This window comes from Candidatus Synechococcus calcipolaris G9, from assembly GCF_029582805.1.
GTDB lineage: Bacteria > Cyanobacteriota > Cyanobacteriia > Thermosynechococcales > Thermosynechococcaceae > Synechococcus_F > Synechococcus_F calcipolaris.
Window position 1 is genome coordinate 391,298 of record NZ_JAKKUT010000001.1, and the last position, 17,526, is coordinate 408,823.

At 50.8% G+C, this 17,526-nt stretch carries 12 protein-coding genes and 1 riboswitch; of the genes, 7 read left to right on the forward strand and 5 right to left on the reverse strand.

What is annotated here, in order from left to right; genetic code table 11:
- Positions 1-68: 68 nt before the first annotated feature.
- On the reverse strand, positions 69-950 hold the full coding sequence (gene rsmH, locus L3556_RS02025; protein WP_277865633.1) for a 16S rRNA (cytosine(1402)-N(4))-methyltransferase RsmH: 882 nt from the start codon (positions 948-950) through the stop codon (positions 69-71).
- 123 nt (positions 951-1,073) lie between these two features.
- On the opposite strand from rsmH, the gene L3556_RS02030 reads away from it, so the two are divergent.
- Genes L3556_RS02030 through thiL form a run of 5 tightly spaced genes read left to right on the forward strand, consistent with a single transcriptional unit; the run spans position 1,074 to position 5,182 of the window.
- The gene (locus L3556_RS02030) at positions 1,074-1,667 is read left to right on the forward strand and encodes an Npun_F5560 family protein (protein ID WP_277865634.1); all 594 of its coding nucleotides are present in this window, start codon (positions 1,074-1,076) and stop codon (positions 1,665-1,667) included.
- Positions 1,660-2,355, forward strand: coding sequence for a hypothetical protein (locus L3556_RS02035; RefSeq protein ID WP_277865635.1), 696 nt, complete (start codon positions 1,660-1,662; stop codon positions 2,353-2,355). Before L3556_RS02030 ends, L3556_RS02035 begins: the two co-directional genes overlap by 8 nt.
- Positions 2,356-2,372: 17 nt before the next feature.
- The gene (locus L3556_RS02040; RefSeq protein ID WP_277865636.1) at positions 2,373-2,564 is read left to right on the forward strand and encodes a hypothetical protein; all 192 of its coding nucleotides are present in this window, start codon (positions 2,373-2,375) and stop codon (positions 2,562-2,564) included.
- 11 nt (positions 2,565-2,575) lie between these two features.
- On the forward strand, positions 2,576-4,189 hold the full coding sequence (locus L3556_RS02045) for a serine hydrolase (RefSeq protein WP_277865637.1): 1,614 nt from the start codon (positions 2,576-2,578) through the stop codon (positions 4,187-4,189).
- A 3-nt stretch (positions 4,190-4,192) separates the two neighbouring features.
- Entirely contained in the window at positions 4,193-5,182 is a 990-nt protein-coding gene (gene thiL, locus L3556_RS02050) for a thiamine-phosphate kinase (protein ID WP_277865638.1), read from the forward strand.
- A 28-nt stretch (positions 5,183-5,210) separates the two neighbouring features.
- Here thiL and L3556_RS02055 read toward each other — a convergent pair whose 3' ends face one another.
- The 4 genes from L3556_RS02055 to L3556_RS02070 all read right to left on the reverse strand — a co-directional run bounded on the left by L3556_RS02055 (position 5,211) and on the right by L3556_RS02070 (position 13,806).
- Complete coding sequence (locus L3556_RS02055) at positions 5,211-8,378, reverse strand: PAS domain-containing hybrid sensor histidine kinase/response regulator (RefSeq protein WP_277865639.1); 3,168 nt, start codon at positions 8,376-8,378, stop codon at positions 5,211-5,213.
- Between the two features lie 40 nt (positions 8,379-8,418).
- A complete protein-coding gene (locus L3556_RS02060) occupies positions 8,419-9,753 on the reverse strand; it encodes an ArsB/NhaD family transporter (protein WP_277865640.1) in 1,335 nt (444 codons plus the stop codon).
- A 386-nt stretch (positions 9,754-10,139) separates the two neighbouring features.
- Positions 10,140-10,315: riboswitch (cyclic di-AMP (ydaO/yuaA leader) on the reverse strand.
- Between the two features lie 112 nt (positions 10,316-10,427).
- Positions 10,428-11,645: an FHA domain-containing serine/threonine-protein kinase gene (locus tag L3556_RS02065; RefSeq protein WP_277865641.1), complete on the reverse strand. Its 1,218-nt coding sequence runs from the start codon at positions 11,643-11,645 to the stop codon at positions 10,428-10,430.
- A gap of 55 nt (positions 11,646-11,700) precedes the next feature.
- Positions 11,701-13,806 (reverse strand): serine/threonine phosphatase, encoded by a 2,106-nt coding sequence (locus L3556_RS02070; protein WP_277865642.1) that lies wholly within the window; start codon positions 13,804-13,806, stop codon positions 11,701-11,703.
- Between the two features lie 191 nt (positions 13,807-13,997).
- Here L3556_RS02070 and L3556_RS02075 point away from each other — a divergent pair, with 191 nt between their 5' ends.
- Positions 13,998-16,103 carry a M3 family metallopeptidase gene (locus L3556_RS02075; RefSeq protein ID WP_277865643.1) on the forward strand — a complete coding sequence of 702 codons (2,106 nt, stop codon included), beginning with the start codon at positions 13,998-14,000 and terminating at the stop codon, positions 16,101-16,103.
- Positions 16,104-16,173: 70 nt separating this feature from the next.
- The gene (ctpA, locus tag L3556_RS02080) at positions 16,174-17,436 is read left to right on the forward strand and encodes a carboxyl-terminal processing protease CtpA (protein WP_277865644.1); all 1,263 of its coding nucleotides are present in this window, start codon (positions 16,174-16,176) and stop codon (positions 17,434-17,436) included.
- The last annotated feature ends 90 nt before the right edge of the window (positions 17,437-17,526 follow it).

The window sequence follows — 17,526 nt, forward strand, 5'->3', positions numbered from 1 at the left end:
GAAGTAATGAAGTTATAGACAAAAAAATAGGAAAAATATATCCAAAGATTAATCAATAACAATCCACTTTATGCAGATTGACGTTCAGCCAGTCTGAGTTTAGCTGATCGCGATCGCGGATTATGTTCAATTTCCGACATTCCAGGGATAATCGGCTTTTTCATGAGTACCTTGAGGCGGGGATCGCTGCGCCAGGTATGTTTCACCCGCCGATCCTCAAGACTATGGAAACTAATGATCGCCAAACGGCCACCGGGAACCAGCCAATCAGGGGAATGGGCCAAAAAGGTTTCTAAGACCTCGAGTTCTCGATTGACGGCGATGCGGAGGGCCTGAAACACCCGTGTCGCAGGATGAATGTTTTGGCGGGGTTGACGGGCCAAACTCTGGCAGACGATAGTGGCTAGTTCCGTGGTGGTGTGCAGGGGCCGTTGAGCCACAATACGGCGGGCAATGCGCCGGGAAAAGCGTTCTTCTCCGTAGGTGTAAAATAAATCCGCCAAGTCTTTTTCGCCCAGATGGTTGATCAACTCAGCCGCAGTGAGGGATTGGCCCGGATCCATCCGCATATCTAAGGGGGCCGGATGGCGAAAACTAAATCCCCGCTCTGGGGCATCAAACTGGGGAGAACTCACCCCTAGATCTGCCAAGATGCCATCAAATTGGACTGATCCAGGGTCAAATTCAGCAAAATTTCCCTGGACAAACTCCACCCGATCGCCAAAGGCAGCTAAATGGGACTGGGCGGCAGCAAGGGCCACGGGATCCTGATCAATGGCCACCAGTTGACTCTGGGGTGCAGCGGCTAAAATCAAGCCACCGTGGCCTCCGCCGCCGACGGTGACATCCAGATAACGTCCTCCGGGCTGAAGGTTTAGTCCCTCAATCACCGCCTCGGCCAGGACAGGTACATGGGAAAAATCAGAGGAAGACAGCGGCAATTTTTGCATCAAGTTTAGAAGGGCGGCGTATTAAGCGGGAAATGCCTGAAAAAATCATGGTCTCACATCCTAGCACCAGTAAACGATCTCAGGTATTTGCAGTTCCTAAAATTTGGCTGGAGAGGATTACCCGTGACTAAAGCACTATCCTGTTACCCGACCGCAGACCCCCAGGAATCACCAACACTGTTCATGGCTGAACAGGAGCTAATGGTGCGAGACCAACTGGTGGAACAACTGTCGGAAGAACTTTATCGCTTGATGGTTCAACACCCGGAATTATTTGCTCGTTTTTATCAGGCCCGTCAGGCAGAAACAGCCAACGCTGAGCTAATGCAAACTCTGCAAGAGCAACTTCGGCAGGTGGAAGGTCAAATCACGTTCTATCAAGAGCAAATCAATCTCTACCAAGAGCAAATGCAAAGTCGCCAGGATGAAATTGGCCAACTCCAGGACGCGATGCAGGAAATGGGCGATCGCAACCAAATGTTGGAAAAAGTGATCCAGGAGATGCCCGAGGTTTACCGCCAGAAATTTGCGGAACGACTCACCCAAGTCAAAGCCAAGGTGGAATCCCTGCAACAGGAAAATCGTCAACTCCGGGCCGAACTTCGCAATATGCACGGTCTACTGGCGGCCCAATCTCGCCAAACCATGAACCTGCCCAGCTTGCCCTCCTTGCAACCGACCCGCGTTGGTCTGATCCCCAGTTTTGGGAATGTCTAGTCTCCGTCTTTGGTATCGGGCTACGGCCACGGCCGCGGATGAGGAACTGGATCACGACACCCTGGAAACCCAGGTTAAGCCCCTGCTAATGGAAACAATGGCGGGGGACATTACCTTAATTACCCTAATGGCAGCCACGGAGCAGACATCGGATCGGTTATCGGCGGAAACCTGGGGGGATGGGGATCTCAGTTTTACCCTAGGGGTCTTACCCCCACCGTTGGCGATCTGCCGAGATGTGGGCCACCTTCGTCAACGGGTTGCCCATTGGGGCTATGGCACGGCGGATGGGGCCCTCTATTTACCCATTGTCTGGACGGGAAAGGGGCCCCTCTACGGTGAGGTGATTGGCAAAATGCCTGGAGAACATTCTGGGGAACATGATTGCCAGTATCGCCAGCCGGTGCATCTGGGGGATTCCCTGCGTCAGCCCCTCTATCGTCTGGGCCAGCGGCTGATTGGGGAGTTGGGGGGGATACCCAGCTGTTATCTGCTCCAGTTTGCCCTAAAAGGGGATGGGATTGACTTCGATCGCCTCTGGCCGTTTCCGACTCGGGCAGCTTTAGCAAGTATGGGCATTCAAGAGCCAGATCTATTCACCTGTCATGGCCGTTGTTTGAGGGGAGAGGCGATCTATGATCTGCGTATTGGCTCCCACCATCCCTATTACCACCCCACAGATTTTTAACCCCATCGATTTTTTCCATGATCACCCTCCTGAGTAAACTTGACCAACCCATTACCCTGGACTGCTTTTTTGGGCCCTTGACCCTGCAACCGGGCCTGAATCCTGAGGTGAGCGATCGCCAGTGGCGCAATTGTAAAAAATTTAATCCAGATGCCCAAGCTCTGATCAAAAAAGGGATGATTGAGGAAGTAAATTCAACGGAAGGCTAACCTCAATGGTCATGTTTCGGCCCCTCGCGACCCTTTTTTCCCTGGTAAGTCTTGCAGTTGGTGTTGATGTGCATGGGGCTGAGGTTGCCCGGGCCCAGATGGATTCTAGTCCGACGACCCACCCGGTTTATGTGGCATCCCAGCCAAGGGAACCAATCACCTTAGCCAGGGTGAAGAATGCCCTACCTCAATTTGAAACCCTGGTTAACGACACCCTCCTCAGAACCCAGGTTCCGGGATTAGCCATTGCCATTGTCTATGAAGATGAGGTGATCTATCTCCAGGGCTTTGGGGTACGGGAGGTGAATCAACCGGAGGCGGTGGATATTGATACCCTCTTCCAGTTGGCCTCAGTGTCTAAACCCATTGCCTCAACGGTGATGGCGGCCCTCGTCAGTGATGGTACGATTCAGTGGGATGATCCAATTCAACGCCACGATCCCAATTTCGCGATGAATGAGTCCTTTGTCAGCCAGTCGGTAACGCTGCGGGATATGTTTAGCCATCGCAGTGGCCTCCCTGTCTACGGGGGCGATCGCCTTGAGGACATCGGCTTTAGCCAAGCAGAGGTGATTCGACGGTTGCGTTTTTTACCCCTAGACAATCGTTTTCGCGCAACCTATGCCTATACCAATTTTGGGTTAACGGCGGCGGCGGTGGCAGCGGCCAAGTCTAGGGGCCAATCCTGGGAAGACCTTTCAAGGACGCGGCTTTATCAACCCCTGGGCATGACTCGTACCAGTTCCCGCCATGCCGATTTTTTAGCCGACCCCAATCGAGTCAAAAATCATCGCCAACGGGGCGATCGCTGGGTGGTTTCCCCTGAACAACGGAATCCCGATGCCCAAACCCCAGCCGGTGGAGTCAGTTCGTCCATTCGAGATCTAGCCCAATGGATGCGGCTGCAATTGAATCAAGGGCAATTTCAAGGTCGCCAAATTATGACAGCGGATGCCCTCGCTGAAACCCATCGTCCCCAAATGATTAGTCAAGCTCCCGCAAACCCCAGTCAGGATCGGGCCGGTTTCTATGGCTTAGGCTGGAATGTTTCATACCCTACATCGGATGCAGTGCGACTCTCCCATTCTGGCGGATTTTTATTAGGTGCGGCCACGGTGGTCGTTCTCGTACCCCAGGAGAAATTGGGAATTGCGGTGTTGAGTAATGCCGCCCCCATTGGGGTTCCCGAAGCATTGGCTGCTAGCTTCCTGGATATTGTGAACGAGGGACAGCCCCAGCAGGATTATGTCGCCCTGTTTGCGGATCTGTTCAAAATATTATTTGCCCCTCCCTACGGCGAGGGTCGAACCTACACTCCACCTGACAATGCCTTACCGGCAAAACCGGGCGATCGCTACGTGGGCATTTACAAGAATGACTATGTTGGCCCCATTGCCGTGGAGAAAATGAATGGTGATCTCACCCTATACTTAGGCCCCAACCGTATGGCCTTTCCCCTGAGGCATTACAGTGGCAATACCTTTAGCTATCAACCCACCGGCGAAAATGCCTACGGCCCGAGTGCGGTGACGTTTCGTTTTGCCCTAGAGTCTCAGCCGGCCTCCCACGTTACCATTGAAAACTTGGATGTCTATGGCCAGGGAACCTTTGCCCGTCAACCGTAAGCCATGGGAATCCTGATCAAAGACCTAGGGGAACGGGGACTGCTGCCCATCCTGCAAAAATTTTGTCCTCCAGGGATTGTCGGGGATGATGGGGCGGTGATCCTCCTTGATCCCGATCGCCAACTGGTGGTGAGTACGGACGTTCTGGTGGATGGGGTTCATCTCAGTGTCGGTTTGGCCCGACCCAATTTAATTACCACGTCTGGGGCCGATGCAGGTTGGCGGGCGGCGACGGCCAATCTTTCGGATTTAGCTGCCATGGGGGCGGATCCCCTAGGGATTACGGTGGGCTTAGGCATTCCCGAAACCTGTCCCCTAGATTTGATCACCGATCTATACCAGGGGCTTTATGATTGCTTGCAATTGCACAGGACAGTGATTTGGGGGGGAGATATTTGCCGATCGCCGGTGTTAACCCTCAGCATTACCGCCCTCGGCCAAGCTTCCCCCCATCAAGTAATCTATCGCCATCGGGCCCAGGTGGGGGATCTAATTTTAACCAGCGGGATCCATGGGGCCTCCCGGGCGGGCCTAGAATGCCTCAGTCACCCTGAATGGGGCCAAGCCTTTCCCAATCACTGCCGCCAAACCTGGATTCGGGCGCACCAACGGCCGCGGCCACGCTTAGATCTCCTGCCTGCCCTGCGATCGCTCCCCCAGGGAACCCGCATCAGTGGCATGGATAGTAGCGATGGACTGGCGGATGCGGTCATTCAACTCTGTCAAGCCAGTGGCGTGGGCGGGCAATTACACCGGGAGAACTTACCCCTGATTCCCGAATTGGAGCCATCCCTAGCCCTAGAATGGGGCCTCTATGGGGGCGAAGACTTTGAACTGGTGATCTGTGTTGATCCAGTAGCGGCCGATACTCTGATCCAGACCTCACCCTTTCGGATTATTGGCACGATCATTCCTCAGCCAGGGGTGACACTGGAGACCGGGGAAGGAAACCTTACTATCAGTGATCATCAAAGTTTTCAGCACTTTGGTTAGCTAGGTAAGATGTTAGCAAGATAGTGGTCTAGGCACGAGAGAGAGGGCGACATTCCTTGAGGGCCCGCAGCAGTTCATCCATATTCACCGGCTTACTCACATAATCATTCATCCCCGCATCTAAACAGGCCTGGCGATCGCTCTCCATGGCATTGGCAGTCATGGCAATAATGCGGGGTCGTTTTTCTGGAGGATAGTCTTGGACAATTTTTTGGGTCGCCGTAATCCCATCCATTTCCGGCATTTGCATATCCATCAAAATAACATCGTAGGGCTGTCGCTCTAGGGATTCGAGGACTTCTAAGCCATTGGCCGCAATATCCCCCCGATAGCCCAACCGATCTAAAATTCGCAGGGCCACCATCTGATTAATCTTGTTATCTTCCGCCACTAAAATTCGCAAGGAGGAGGGGAGGGATTGTTCCTCTGCAACCCCAGGGGTAGAGGATTCCGGAACTTGCTCCGTTTGGGGTTGTCGTTGACTTAGGACATCATTGAGAATATTAAACAAATTAGATTGCTTAATGGGTTTTGTAATGGATGTAGCAAAAACAGAAGATTGGGTGATTTCCGGGGTTTGGCCAATAGAAGTCAGTAGGACAAGGGGAAGTTTCTGGTACTGGGGTAACTGATGGATCATCTCCCCTAGGGTGAGGCCATCAATACCCGGCATCTGTAAATCTAGAATGGCTAGATCAAAGACCTGATTATTTTTTAAGATATCTAGGGCCGCCTCTCCACTGCTAGCAGCCACAGAGGTCATTTGCCAGGCCTGGGCCTGAAGGGTAAGTATTTGGCGATTGGTGGCATTGTCATCCACAATTAACAGGCGGCAGTCCTTGAGGTGAGCAATACGATCCTTTTCGACTAATTTAGGGGACTGGGGATTGACGGGTAACTGAATCGTAAAATAAAAGACGGAGCCGGTTTTAGGTATCTCAATTTTTTGATCATTAGGGCTGGGCGTGCCTCCCGCAGATATTTCACCATTGGCGGTACAACTTTCCACCCAAATCGTCCCCCCCATCGATTCACACAGGCGTTTAGAAATGGCTAATCCCAGACCTGTACCACCATAGTTCCGCGTAATCGAAGCATCCACCTGACTAAAGGGCTTAAAGAGTCGCTCCATCCCCGTCGGGGAAATCCCCACCCCAGAGTCCCGTACCGCAAACTGAAATTCATGGCAGGGGTAGTCCTGCTCAGCGTTTGTTAGGTAGTCTGGCAGGGAGACACGGGAGCAAGATTCCTTGGCTTTGAGGTAGAGAACGACTTCCCCCTGCTCCGTAAATTTAATGGCATTGGTTAACAAGTTCACTAAGATTTGCCGCAGGCGGCCCATATCACCAATCACCGCCATAGGAATATTTGGATCAATGTGGCAGGTCAATTCTAACTGGCGATCGCTGGCCCGACCAGCCACCAAGTCTAGGGACTCCTCGACACAGGTCAGCAAATTGAAGGGATAGGCTTCAATATCCAGTTTCCCCGACTCAATTTTCGAGAAGTCTAAAATATCATTGATAATCGTCAGCAGGGCATCCCCACTCAGGCGAATGGTATTCATGAACTCCCGCTGCTGGCTGGATAAGTCCATGTCTAAAAGCAATCCCGTTAAGCCAATAATTGCATTCATGGGGGTGCGAATTTCGTGACTCATGGTGGCGAGAAAATCACTCTTGGCTCGGCTGGCGGATTCCGCGGATTGCTGTGCTTTTTCCAGTAGTTGATGCTGCTCCATCAATCGGGAAATATCTTCACAGGTTCCGACAAAGCCAACAAACTTATTTTGACTAGAAAGTACCGGAACCGCCCGTGTATTTAGCCAGCGATAGGATTCGGCTTCATCCTCTGCATCACTGATATTTTTGAGCCGAAATTGGAACTGAAACCCCTCCTGTTCCCTCAGGGCGGTTTGCCATGCGTCGAGCAGTGACCTTTTATCTTCAGGATGAATGTACTCAGCCCAGTTTGCCATTTTCTCTAGCTCTAGGCCAAACATTTCTTTCATGGATGCATTGATGTAGGTGGTTGTTCCCGTGGTATTGGTTTGAAAAATACCCACAGGGGACAGATCACTAAGGGAACGAAATTTATTTTCACTGGCCCGTAATTGAGTATTTAGATCTTCTTTGCGGAGGCGATCGCGGCCAAACCAATAGACCCCTAAGGCAAAAAGGCCATCAATCACCAGAAAGATCACCAGTAGTTGCAACGCCAATTGATTCAGGGGTGCATTAAGTAGGGCTGCCGGTATATAAGTTATCACCTTAAACTGGTAATCCTGATTATGGATGGGTTCCCCGGTTTGGGTATTTACCGACACATGGCCGCTGGGGAGCGGATACGCGGTGGTATAGGTAAATAGGCCATCCTTCGTTTCTAGCTGACCACTTTGGCGGCTCTGAATTTCTTGCCAAACCTCAGGAAAATCCTTGGCAAAGGAGCGATCGCGGCGATCGTCTACCATAAATCCCCATTCATCTTCTGGGGTCGATCCCACCAGCCAATATCCATCAGGATTGACCAGCATACAGGTGGTTAAAACCCCGGTACAGGTGGACTTAAAATCGCGAATGAGATGTTCACCCAAAAAATTGACGACAAACAGCCCGATAGTCTCTCCCTGGCGATCGCTGACGGGAGTAGCAAAACGAATGGTGGGTTGATGGGGCCAGCGGATCCCTTGTCCATCACGATCAAGCTCAAACTGGGATACTAATACCTGCCCCTTCGGTAAGTTTAAGCCCACAGAAAAATAAACTTTATCGTGATTTTCCTTGAGCTCTCCATCCTCAACAATAGTGGGGGTGTTTTGAATATTATTAATCCGTAAAATTTCCTGCCCCGTTGGTTCTAAGTAGCGAATTTGATCATAAATGGGCTTCCGTGCCATAAAAGCTTGTAGTTCTTCAAGAAACAGGTTTTGCTCCTCTGGGGATGCCTGGTCAAACCCGCGTAGTTCGCTTTGTCCGCCCAGGGTGAGAATATCGGAACTCAGCTGATCAAATTGCCCCAGGATCACTGACACCTCCCGGTTGACCTTGGCCTGCTCCCGCAATCGAATATCTGCCCGTTCAGCGTGTTTCTGGGATAGAAAAACAAAGCTGAGGGTACTCCCCAACAGTAGGGTCAGGGGAACAAAGGTAAGCAGAATATGGCGAAACCAAAACAGGGAACGGGAGTTGAATTTCATAAAAGATTAATCTTCTCAAATTCATTCACAAATATGTATATTATAAAAACCGAAAAGCAATAAAAACGATACTCACCCCAATCTGTACCCCCATCACCGGCAAGCCATAGCGTAAAAACCGATAAAAGGAAATTTTACCCCCATGCAATTCAGCAATCCCTGCTGCAACAATATTGGCAGAAGCCCCCACCAATGTGCCATTTCCTCCCAAGGTTGCCCCCAGCATCATGGCATAGAACAGCGGTAACACCAGGGACGGAAATTGCCCGGAAAAATTGGGGTCTACCATTTCTGCTGTGATTAAATTCACATTAAATAAATATTGTTTCAGGAGGGGCACCATTGCCACAACTAGGGGAATATTGGGTACAACGCTGGACAGGAGGGCGACCAATACCATCAGGACAATACAGCCGAGGGCAATATTCTGCCCTAAAACCATACCTAAAATAGTTGAAAGTTGGCGCACCACTCCCGTTTTTTCCAATCCACCAATCATCACAAAGGTACACATAAAGAAAATTAGCGTACTCCAGTCAACATCCTTGAGAATGTTGTTCACGGTGTCAATTTTGCTTTGATGGGCAAGAAATAAAGCTAATCCTGCCCCCATTAGGGCAACGGCCCCAGGTTGGACGGGAATAGGTAAGGATTCGCCCACGACAAATAAAAACAAAACCAATGCCATGATTAGGGAGCCAAAGGCAAGGGTACGGGGGTGATTAATGGGGGGTAATTTTAGGTTTTCATATCCGGCAAATTGACTATTCCAAGTTTTAGAGAATAATACGGGTAGTAGACAAATAATGGCAACAATTGCCAAGACACCGCCTAAACTCAAACGCTGCATATACTCGATGAAGGTAATATTAATACCATCGCCAACAATAAATGTCGCCGGATCCCCCACAAGGGTTAATAACCCGGCACTATTGGCCACCAATACCATCAAGATTAAGAGGGGTGCAAAATCAATGCCAATATCTTGGGCTAAGGGAGGGATAAGGGGAGCCAGTAGCATGACGGTGGTGGCATTGGGTAGCACAGCACAGATGGGGGTGGTAATAGCGACAATTCCCAGCAAAAGTAACTTGCCACTGCCACGGGATAGCTTTACCATTTGACCAGCAAGATAGCTGAAAATCTGAGTAGGTTCAAAGGCACGGATTAAAACCATGATGCCAAAGAAGAGGGCGATCGTGGCATGACTTTGACTAATATAATCAATCGCTTCGCCCAGGGTCATCACATGGGTAAAAACTAAGATTAAGGCCCCTAAAAAAGCAGCAACCATGAGATGAACTTTTTCAAACATGATCGCCAGAATGACTGATACAAATGTTGTGAGACTAATGAATGCAGAAATGTTTTCCATGGCTTCCTAGGAAAGAGTAGGGCGGATGGATAAAAAAAGGGATGATGCTCTCTCCCTGGCTATGGCAGCGAGAAACCTGCCGTCACGTTCTACACCATGAACGCTAGGGGGAAGATAATGTAAAAAAGCCCCGACTCTTAGGAGAATCTGAGCATTGGCTGTGGCAAATAGTCAGCGGGCGATCGCCCGTTAGTCTGTCATCTAAACTTTTGGGACGGATTAACCCCAAGGGGCAACCAGCACCGTTGGCCCAGGGCGATCGTCATCGGCAAAAACTTGATCTGCATTTAATAGCCTCCAGAGTCTAAGCGGGTACAAGGGCAAGACATTGAAGTACGAGCCAAGGACACTGACCAGGCCATCATTTTCAGTGAAAATGCTTCCTTTCAGTCTCCCCTCAATGCCTACGAAGTTAGCTGACGGGCTAGGACTGAGAGATGTCCCACTTAGATCCCTAATCTGTATTCCCAACCTGACATTGAAAATCACAGATTAGTCTTTCTAGGTTTACGCCCCAGGGTGTGGTTCCTCCGCTTCATCACTGTCATGGCTACATCGCCCATGAGTAGTAATGAACTAGGCTGACTTGCTTAAATTTTTAGACATCCTAGCATATACAGCTTAACTTTTGACTTACTTTTTTTTGGTACGGCGGACTTGGGGTAGTCGTTTTTTCAGGATGGTAAACAGGCCCGTAGAGCTTGAGCTAAGACAAGGGCCGTAGGATAGCGATCGATCAGGCGGGGTTCTGTGGCCTGATGAATCACTTGACGCAAGGGTTCGGGGATACTCGATTCCTCTAGAATTTGTAGGCGGTGTACCCCTTGACGGTGGCGATAAAACCGAATTGGACTATCCCCCATCAGTAAAAAGACGAGGGTTGCGCCCACGGCATAAATATCGGACTGGGTATGGGGATTTCCCATCATTTGCTCTGGGGCACTGTAGCCTTCTACGGCAATCCGAGTTCCGGGGGAATGGCCCGCTTCCTTCACCGCCCCAAAGTCAATTAATACCACTTGATTGTCCCGCGATCGCACCAGAAGATTACTGGGCTTAAGATCTCGATGGATAACAGGCGGGTCTTGGCCATGGATATAGTCTAGGATGCCGCAGGCCTGTAACATCCACTGAATGGCTTGGACAGGATCCACCGGCCCATTGCGAAGCACCCACCGCTCTAAATCCAGACCATGGATGAGTTCCATGACCAGATATTTTTTGTTATTCTCGACAAAGTAATCATAAAATGTTGGAATCCCAGCATAACAGAGAGATTGCAAAATCCGGGCTTCCCGCTCAAATAGTTCCTGGGCCTTCTCGACCGATTCCATATCTGCCCGTAGCTCTTTGAGTACCCGCACTTCTGGTAAGCCTTTGCGGGGCGAGGGTTCAGTATGTTGCTGACAAACTAAATAGGTTGTTCCCATCCCACCGTGGCCCAAAAGTCGCAGCACTTGATAATCCCGAATTGTCCGCTGGACATTGAGGGGTTCGCCACAGTGAATACAAAACAAATTCCCTGGCACATTCCCCACATGGGTACATCCCGCCAAGGTAGGGGCACTTCGTTTTTGGTGCTGCTCCAGAAACTGAATAATGGGCCCCGTCGCCCCCAGTTGCAGTAAGCTGCCGTTGGATAACGTGCCTTCACTGACAAGTTTGCCATCTAAAAATGTGCCCATGGTGCCACAACTCTTCAGATACCAGCGACCCAGGTTTTCGGGATCTCGATAGCAAGCTAATTCAGTGTGATACCGGCCGATTAAAATGTCATTCAAAATTACATCATTATCCGCTGCCCGCCCAATTCGGATTAACGTTTTCAGGGGAAACCGCCATGTTTTAACTGGCGTGCGCTTCCAAGGGTCTAAGAGGTGCAGGATAATCACAGTGCTAAAACGAGATAATCGGACATTAATTAAAGCGTGAATTAAAATAAATAACTTAAAACAAATAATTAAGTTGCGATCGCAGTTTCATGCGGGCAGCAATCACCGTTAAATTATCATGACCATTAAATTCATTCCCCAATTGAACGAGTTGATAGACTCCCTGGCGTAAATCCGCCTTAAAATCTAGCATAGGTAGGATATGACTCACCACATGGGATTCTAAGCAACGATTATCCGTCAAACCATCGGAGCAAAGTAACAGCAGGGTATCCTCGTGAACCTCAATATCATAAACATCGGGAGATAGGGCATTGCTATTCCGGGGGCCAAGGGCCTGGGTGAGTTGGTAGGCATCGGGGCGACCATAGGCAATCTCTGGCTCAACCCCCTGTTGAATAAATCGCTGCCCTACTTCATGATCCACGGTAATTTGTTCTAGACCTAGGCGTTTACTAAATCGATAGACACGACTATCACCAACATGGCCAATGCGGATCATAGAACCCTGAACAAGGGCGGCAATCAAGGTGGTTCCCATGCGGCCACTGCCGGTCTTGGATTTATCTTCATTCACACTGAAAATAGCTTGGTTAGCTCGCAAAATCCCTTCTCGAAATAGGGTGGCATCGGGTAACGGGGATTGCCACGGCCAAAACTCTTCAAAATAATCACATAGGGTTTTAGCCGCCAAGGAACTGGCAACTTCCCCCTCGGCGTGGCCGCCCATCCCATCGCAGACAATATACAACCCCTCCGCCTGAACCTGCTGACCACTGGAGGTAAACCATTGTTTTTGACGATTATGAATTAGGAAAAAGTCTTCGTTGTGGTGTCGTTCACGACCGGTATCGGTATGGCCGAAAACTTCTAGGCAAACCACCTGCTTGGGTAAAACTGCGGTGGGGGCATCATCGGCGGCGGTGGCATCCTCCAACTCATCCATTGTCAGGATGCCCATATCCTCCTCATCTGGACTGATATCCCCCGTGTCATCCTCTATATCTGCCCCATCCCCGCCATCTATTTCATCTCTTTCATCAATAATTTCATTGGTATCCCTTGCCCCCATATCCTCCCCAATCTCTGTGTCTAAGGAGAGGAGAAGATCACTTTGCAGGGTTTCCGCCAAATCATCCAAAAGGTTTTGCAACTCTAAAATACTCGTCACTGGCTGACTGGCGAGACAGGCTAGAAGGGGCGAAAAAGAGGTCTGACGGCGAGGGGTGGTCAGTTCAAAGAGTTTTTGCCATGCCTTGACCAAGGGTAATTGCTGCTCAGGCACAATGCGACGAACACCAATGACCTGCTCGACGAATTCCGGGGTGGGGTCGGAAATGGGATCAAAGGACAACTGGCGCAGATAAAGGGTGCGATCGCTGCGGACACAAATATTATCCTCAATGATCAAGGAGGCACTACAGCCCCAGGGTTCTAGCCCCTGCCAAATCTCAAGCATATCCTCTAGCCAACGGAAGATTGCCTGATCGGGAATGGTTTCATCGCGCCACAGTTGACTTAGGGGTTGGGCCTGGGGATCAAATCCCAACGCCACACCCTGGCATTTGCCGGTTAACTTATCAATGGAATGATTGTCTGTCCAAATATCATGGAGTTCGGGGATGGTCTCTGGCATCAGTAAATGTAGGGTGAGATAGGCCACTCCCAGGGGGCTGAACTCAGGAACATAGCATTGAAATTGCTTAATGATCTGTTCGGGTTCGCTGGGATCCAATTCATGGCCCCACTGACTGAGGCTCTCCAACACCGGGGCGATCGCCGTGGGCCAATCCGGGGTCATATCTTCAACAAACTGGGGTTGATCTTCGGGTAAACCCGCTTGATAGCGACGGTAGCGTTGTTGGGGATCGGCGTAGAGGGGCGTACTGGGAGGTTGGGTGTCCTCGTCAATTTCTACTTCAGTGACTCCCCTGTGGGCACAGTTTAGCCAAAAATTGTTTACTTCATCGGGGTAAATAACGGTCCACCAGTAGGAGGGAGGATTGTCCTCCGGAGATTGATCGACATCCGCAGATTCAGTAGATTCCAATGCAGATTGTTCTGGAGATTGTTCAGTATCGTATTGGGATTGCGCCGCCATAGATTCTGCCGCCGTAGATTCTAAAGTTGGTTCGGTAGGAACGTCACGATTATTATTCATTGTAGGTACGGCTCTGGACGCATCAGTAGAAGGCACAAATAGGGTTGCATAGAAGATCTATTAAAAACAGGGAGTAGATTTTATTGTATAGCGATCGCCCGAACCATCTGACCCTTCCTTAAGAATCCGCTAAAATTAGGCCATAATATTCACCCAGCCCTATTCATAACTATTAAGGAGCGTTCTACTCTGTGGTTGCTGCCCTTTCCTCAATTCAAACCGAAAATCCACTATTACGGGGTCAAGGCTTTCCGCCCTTTGACGACATTAAAGCCGATCATGTGGAACCTGCGGTTACCATCCTTCTGGCCAATCTTCGCCAGGAACTAGAGGAACTAGAGCAACGGGTTCAACCCACCTGGGAGCATCTAGTGGAGCCATTGGATCACTTGGGCGATCGCCTGAGTTGGATCTGGGGAATTGTGAATCACTTGACAGGGGTGAAAAATAGCCCGGAACTTCGGCAGGCCTACGAACAGGTTCAACCCCAAGTCGTAGAATTTTATACGGAACTGGCCCAGTCCCAACCCCTTTACTACACCTTTAAGGCTCTGCGGGATAGCCCAGAATTTAGCGGCCTCACGCCAGCCCAACAACGGATTGTTATCGCCGCCATCCGCAATGCCGAGCATACGGGGGTGAGTCTGACCGGCGCAGCCAAGGAACGGTTTAATCAGATCCAACAACGCCTGGCGGAACTGGGTACCCAATTTTCTAACCATGTTCTGGATGCCACAAAGGCCTTTCGCCTCAAACTCACCCAAGCCGATGAGATTGCCGGTTTACCCCCCAGTTTATTGGCCTTAGCAGCCCAAACTGCCCGATCCGATGGGGAAGCCAACGCCACACCCGAAACCGGCCCCTGGCATATCACCTTAGACTTCCCCAGTTTTGGCCCCTTTTTACAGCACAGCCAACGCCGAGATCTGCGGAAACAAGTGTATCGGGCCTACATTAGCCGGGCCGCCAGTGGTGAATTAGATAACTTGCCCATTTTGGAGCAAATTTTAGCCCTGCGCCGGGAAGAGGCCCAACTCCTTGGCTTTGAAACCTATGCTGACCTTAGTTTAGATAGCAAGATGGCCAGTAGTGTCAGTGCAGTGGAAACCCTCTTAGAGGATCTGCGCCGAGTCAGCTATCCAGCCGCCAAGGTCGAGCTAGACCAACTCCAGGCCTTTGCCCAAGAGCATGGAGAGACGGAACCCTTGCAGCACTGGGATATGGGTTACTGGGCCGAGCGACAGCGGGAAGCTCTTTTTGCCTTCAATGATGAGGAATTACGTCCCTATTTTCCCCTGCCCCAGGTCTTAGAGGGCCTGTTTGGCTTAGTGGAGCGGCTGTTTGGCGTGCAGATTGTGCCTGGGGATGGTCAAGCCCCTGTGTGGCATCCCGATGTCCGCTTTTTTACCATCCAAGATGAAAACCACGTCACCATTGCCCATTTTTATTTGGATCCCTATAGCCGTCCAGCGGAAAAACGGGGCGGAGCCTGGATGGATGACTGTTGGGGTCGGGCTAAGGTACGCCAAGGAACTCAGTGGCAGACCCGTTTACCCGTTGCCTATCTTATTTGTAATCAAACCCCCCCGGTGGATGACAAACCCAGCTTGATGACCTTTGGGGAGGTGGAGACCCTCTTCCATGAGTTTGGCCACGGCTTGCAGCATATGCTCACCCAGGTGGATGAAGCCGGAGCCGCAGGGATTAACAATATCGAATGGGATGCGGTGGAATTGCCCAGCCAGTTCATGGAAAACTGGTGTTACCATCGCCCCACCCTCTTTGGCATGGCCCGACATTATCAAACCGGGGAACCCCTGCCGGAACATTACTACGAAAAACTCCTGGCGGCCCGCACCTATCGCAGTGGTAGCGCTATGCTGCGCCAACTCAACTTTAGCTTGTTAGATATTGAATTACACTATCGTTATCGTCCGGGTTCCGGGGAAACGGCCCTGGATGTGCGCGATCGCCTCGCTCCCCTAACAACGGTTTTACCTCCCCTGAAGGATGATGCCTTTCTCTGTAGTTTTGGTCATATTTTTGCCGGTGGGTATGCGGCCGGATACTACAGCTATAAGTGGGCCGAAGTCTTGAGTGCCGATGCCTTTGCCGCCTTTGAAGAAGTGGGCTTAGACAATGACTCAGGAATCGCTGAGACGGGGCGACGGTTTCGGGATACGGTCTTAGCCCTAGGTGGAAGTTTGCCCCCAATGGATGTGTTTAAGGCATTTCGTGGCCGGGAGCCGAGTACGGAACCCCTATTGCGTCACAGTGGACTTTTAACGGCAAAATAAAATAAACTTCCAGAATAATAAACTTCCAGAATAACGTTCCAGAATATTGTAGGCAGGCAGGACAATTGCTATGGTGAATCGATTGGGCGATCGCTGGCGGCGGATGGGTGCTTTCTTAGCCCTCATCTGTACCTTGATGGCGACGGGGTTAATATGGTCGTCCCCGGCCCTTGCCCTAACGGCGGAGCAAAAACTCTTTAATGAAGCCTGGCGAATCGTCAGCCAAGCCTACGTGGACGAGAGCTTTAATGGCCAGGATTGGTGGTCTGTGCGTCAAAAAGCCTTGAGCCAACCCCTGCCCGATCGTCCCTCCACCTATACCGCTATTCAAAAGATGTTGGCCAGCCTGGACGATCCCTTTACCCGCTTTTTACCACCCTCCCAATACCGCAGCTTACAAACCAGTACCAGTGGTGAACTCACCGGCGTGGGGCTGCAAATTAGCATCGATCCGGCCACGGGTATTCTGCAAATCATTGCCCCCATTGAAGGCTCACCCGCCGCCGCTGCTGGCCTGCAACCGGGCGATCTCATTCTTGCCATTGACCAAGTACCCACCCAAAGCCTCAGCCTGGATGAAGCTGCCGAAAAAATGCGTGGCCCTGCCGGAACCGTTGTCACCCTCAATGTTGCCCGTGGTTCTGGGGATGCCGCTGCCCAAAACCTGGAATTGACCCGTAGCCGTATTGAGATTAATCCCGTAGTTGCCGAACTGCGCCCCCAGGAGGATGGTCATCGACTCGGCTATATTCGCTTGACTCAGTTTAATGGCGTTGCCACAGAGGAAATGGCCCAGGCCTTGCAAAAACTGGAACGGCAAGGGGCCGATCGCTACGTTCTGGATTTACGCAATAATCCCGGCGGATTGCTCCAGGCAGGGGTGGATATTGCCGAACTGTGGATGGAGCCAGGGGTAGTAGTTTATACCGTGGATCGTAAGGGTCTCTTAGGTAGTTTTAATACCACTCACCAACCCCTCACCAAGGATCCCCTCGTGGTTTTGGTGAATCAGGGAACTGCCAGTGCCAGTGAAATTTTGGCGGGTGCTTTGCAAGATACGGGGCGGGCCCAATTGGTGGGCGATCGCACCTTTGGTAAGGGGTCAATTCAGTCCCTATTTGATCTATCCGATGGGGCGGGGTTGGCCGTCACCATTGCCCACTACGAAACGCCGGCCCACCACAATATCAACAAAGTCGGCATTGAACCCGATCGCACTGTTAGTTTAAGGACTCCCCTGGGAATTAACGAAATTGCCTCCAATGCTGATTCTCAATATCAAGCGGCGATCGGTGTTTTAACAGATTTGGAAATGGTTGCAACCGGGGTTTGAGCAGCTTAAGGGCATCTCGATTAATTCAAAATCCGAGGCGATCGCAAACGAGATTTCAATGATTTCAGCCTCTATTTTTAGCAGATCGAG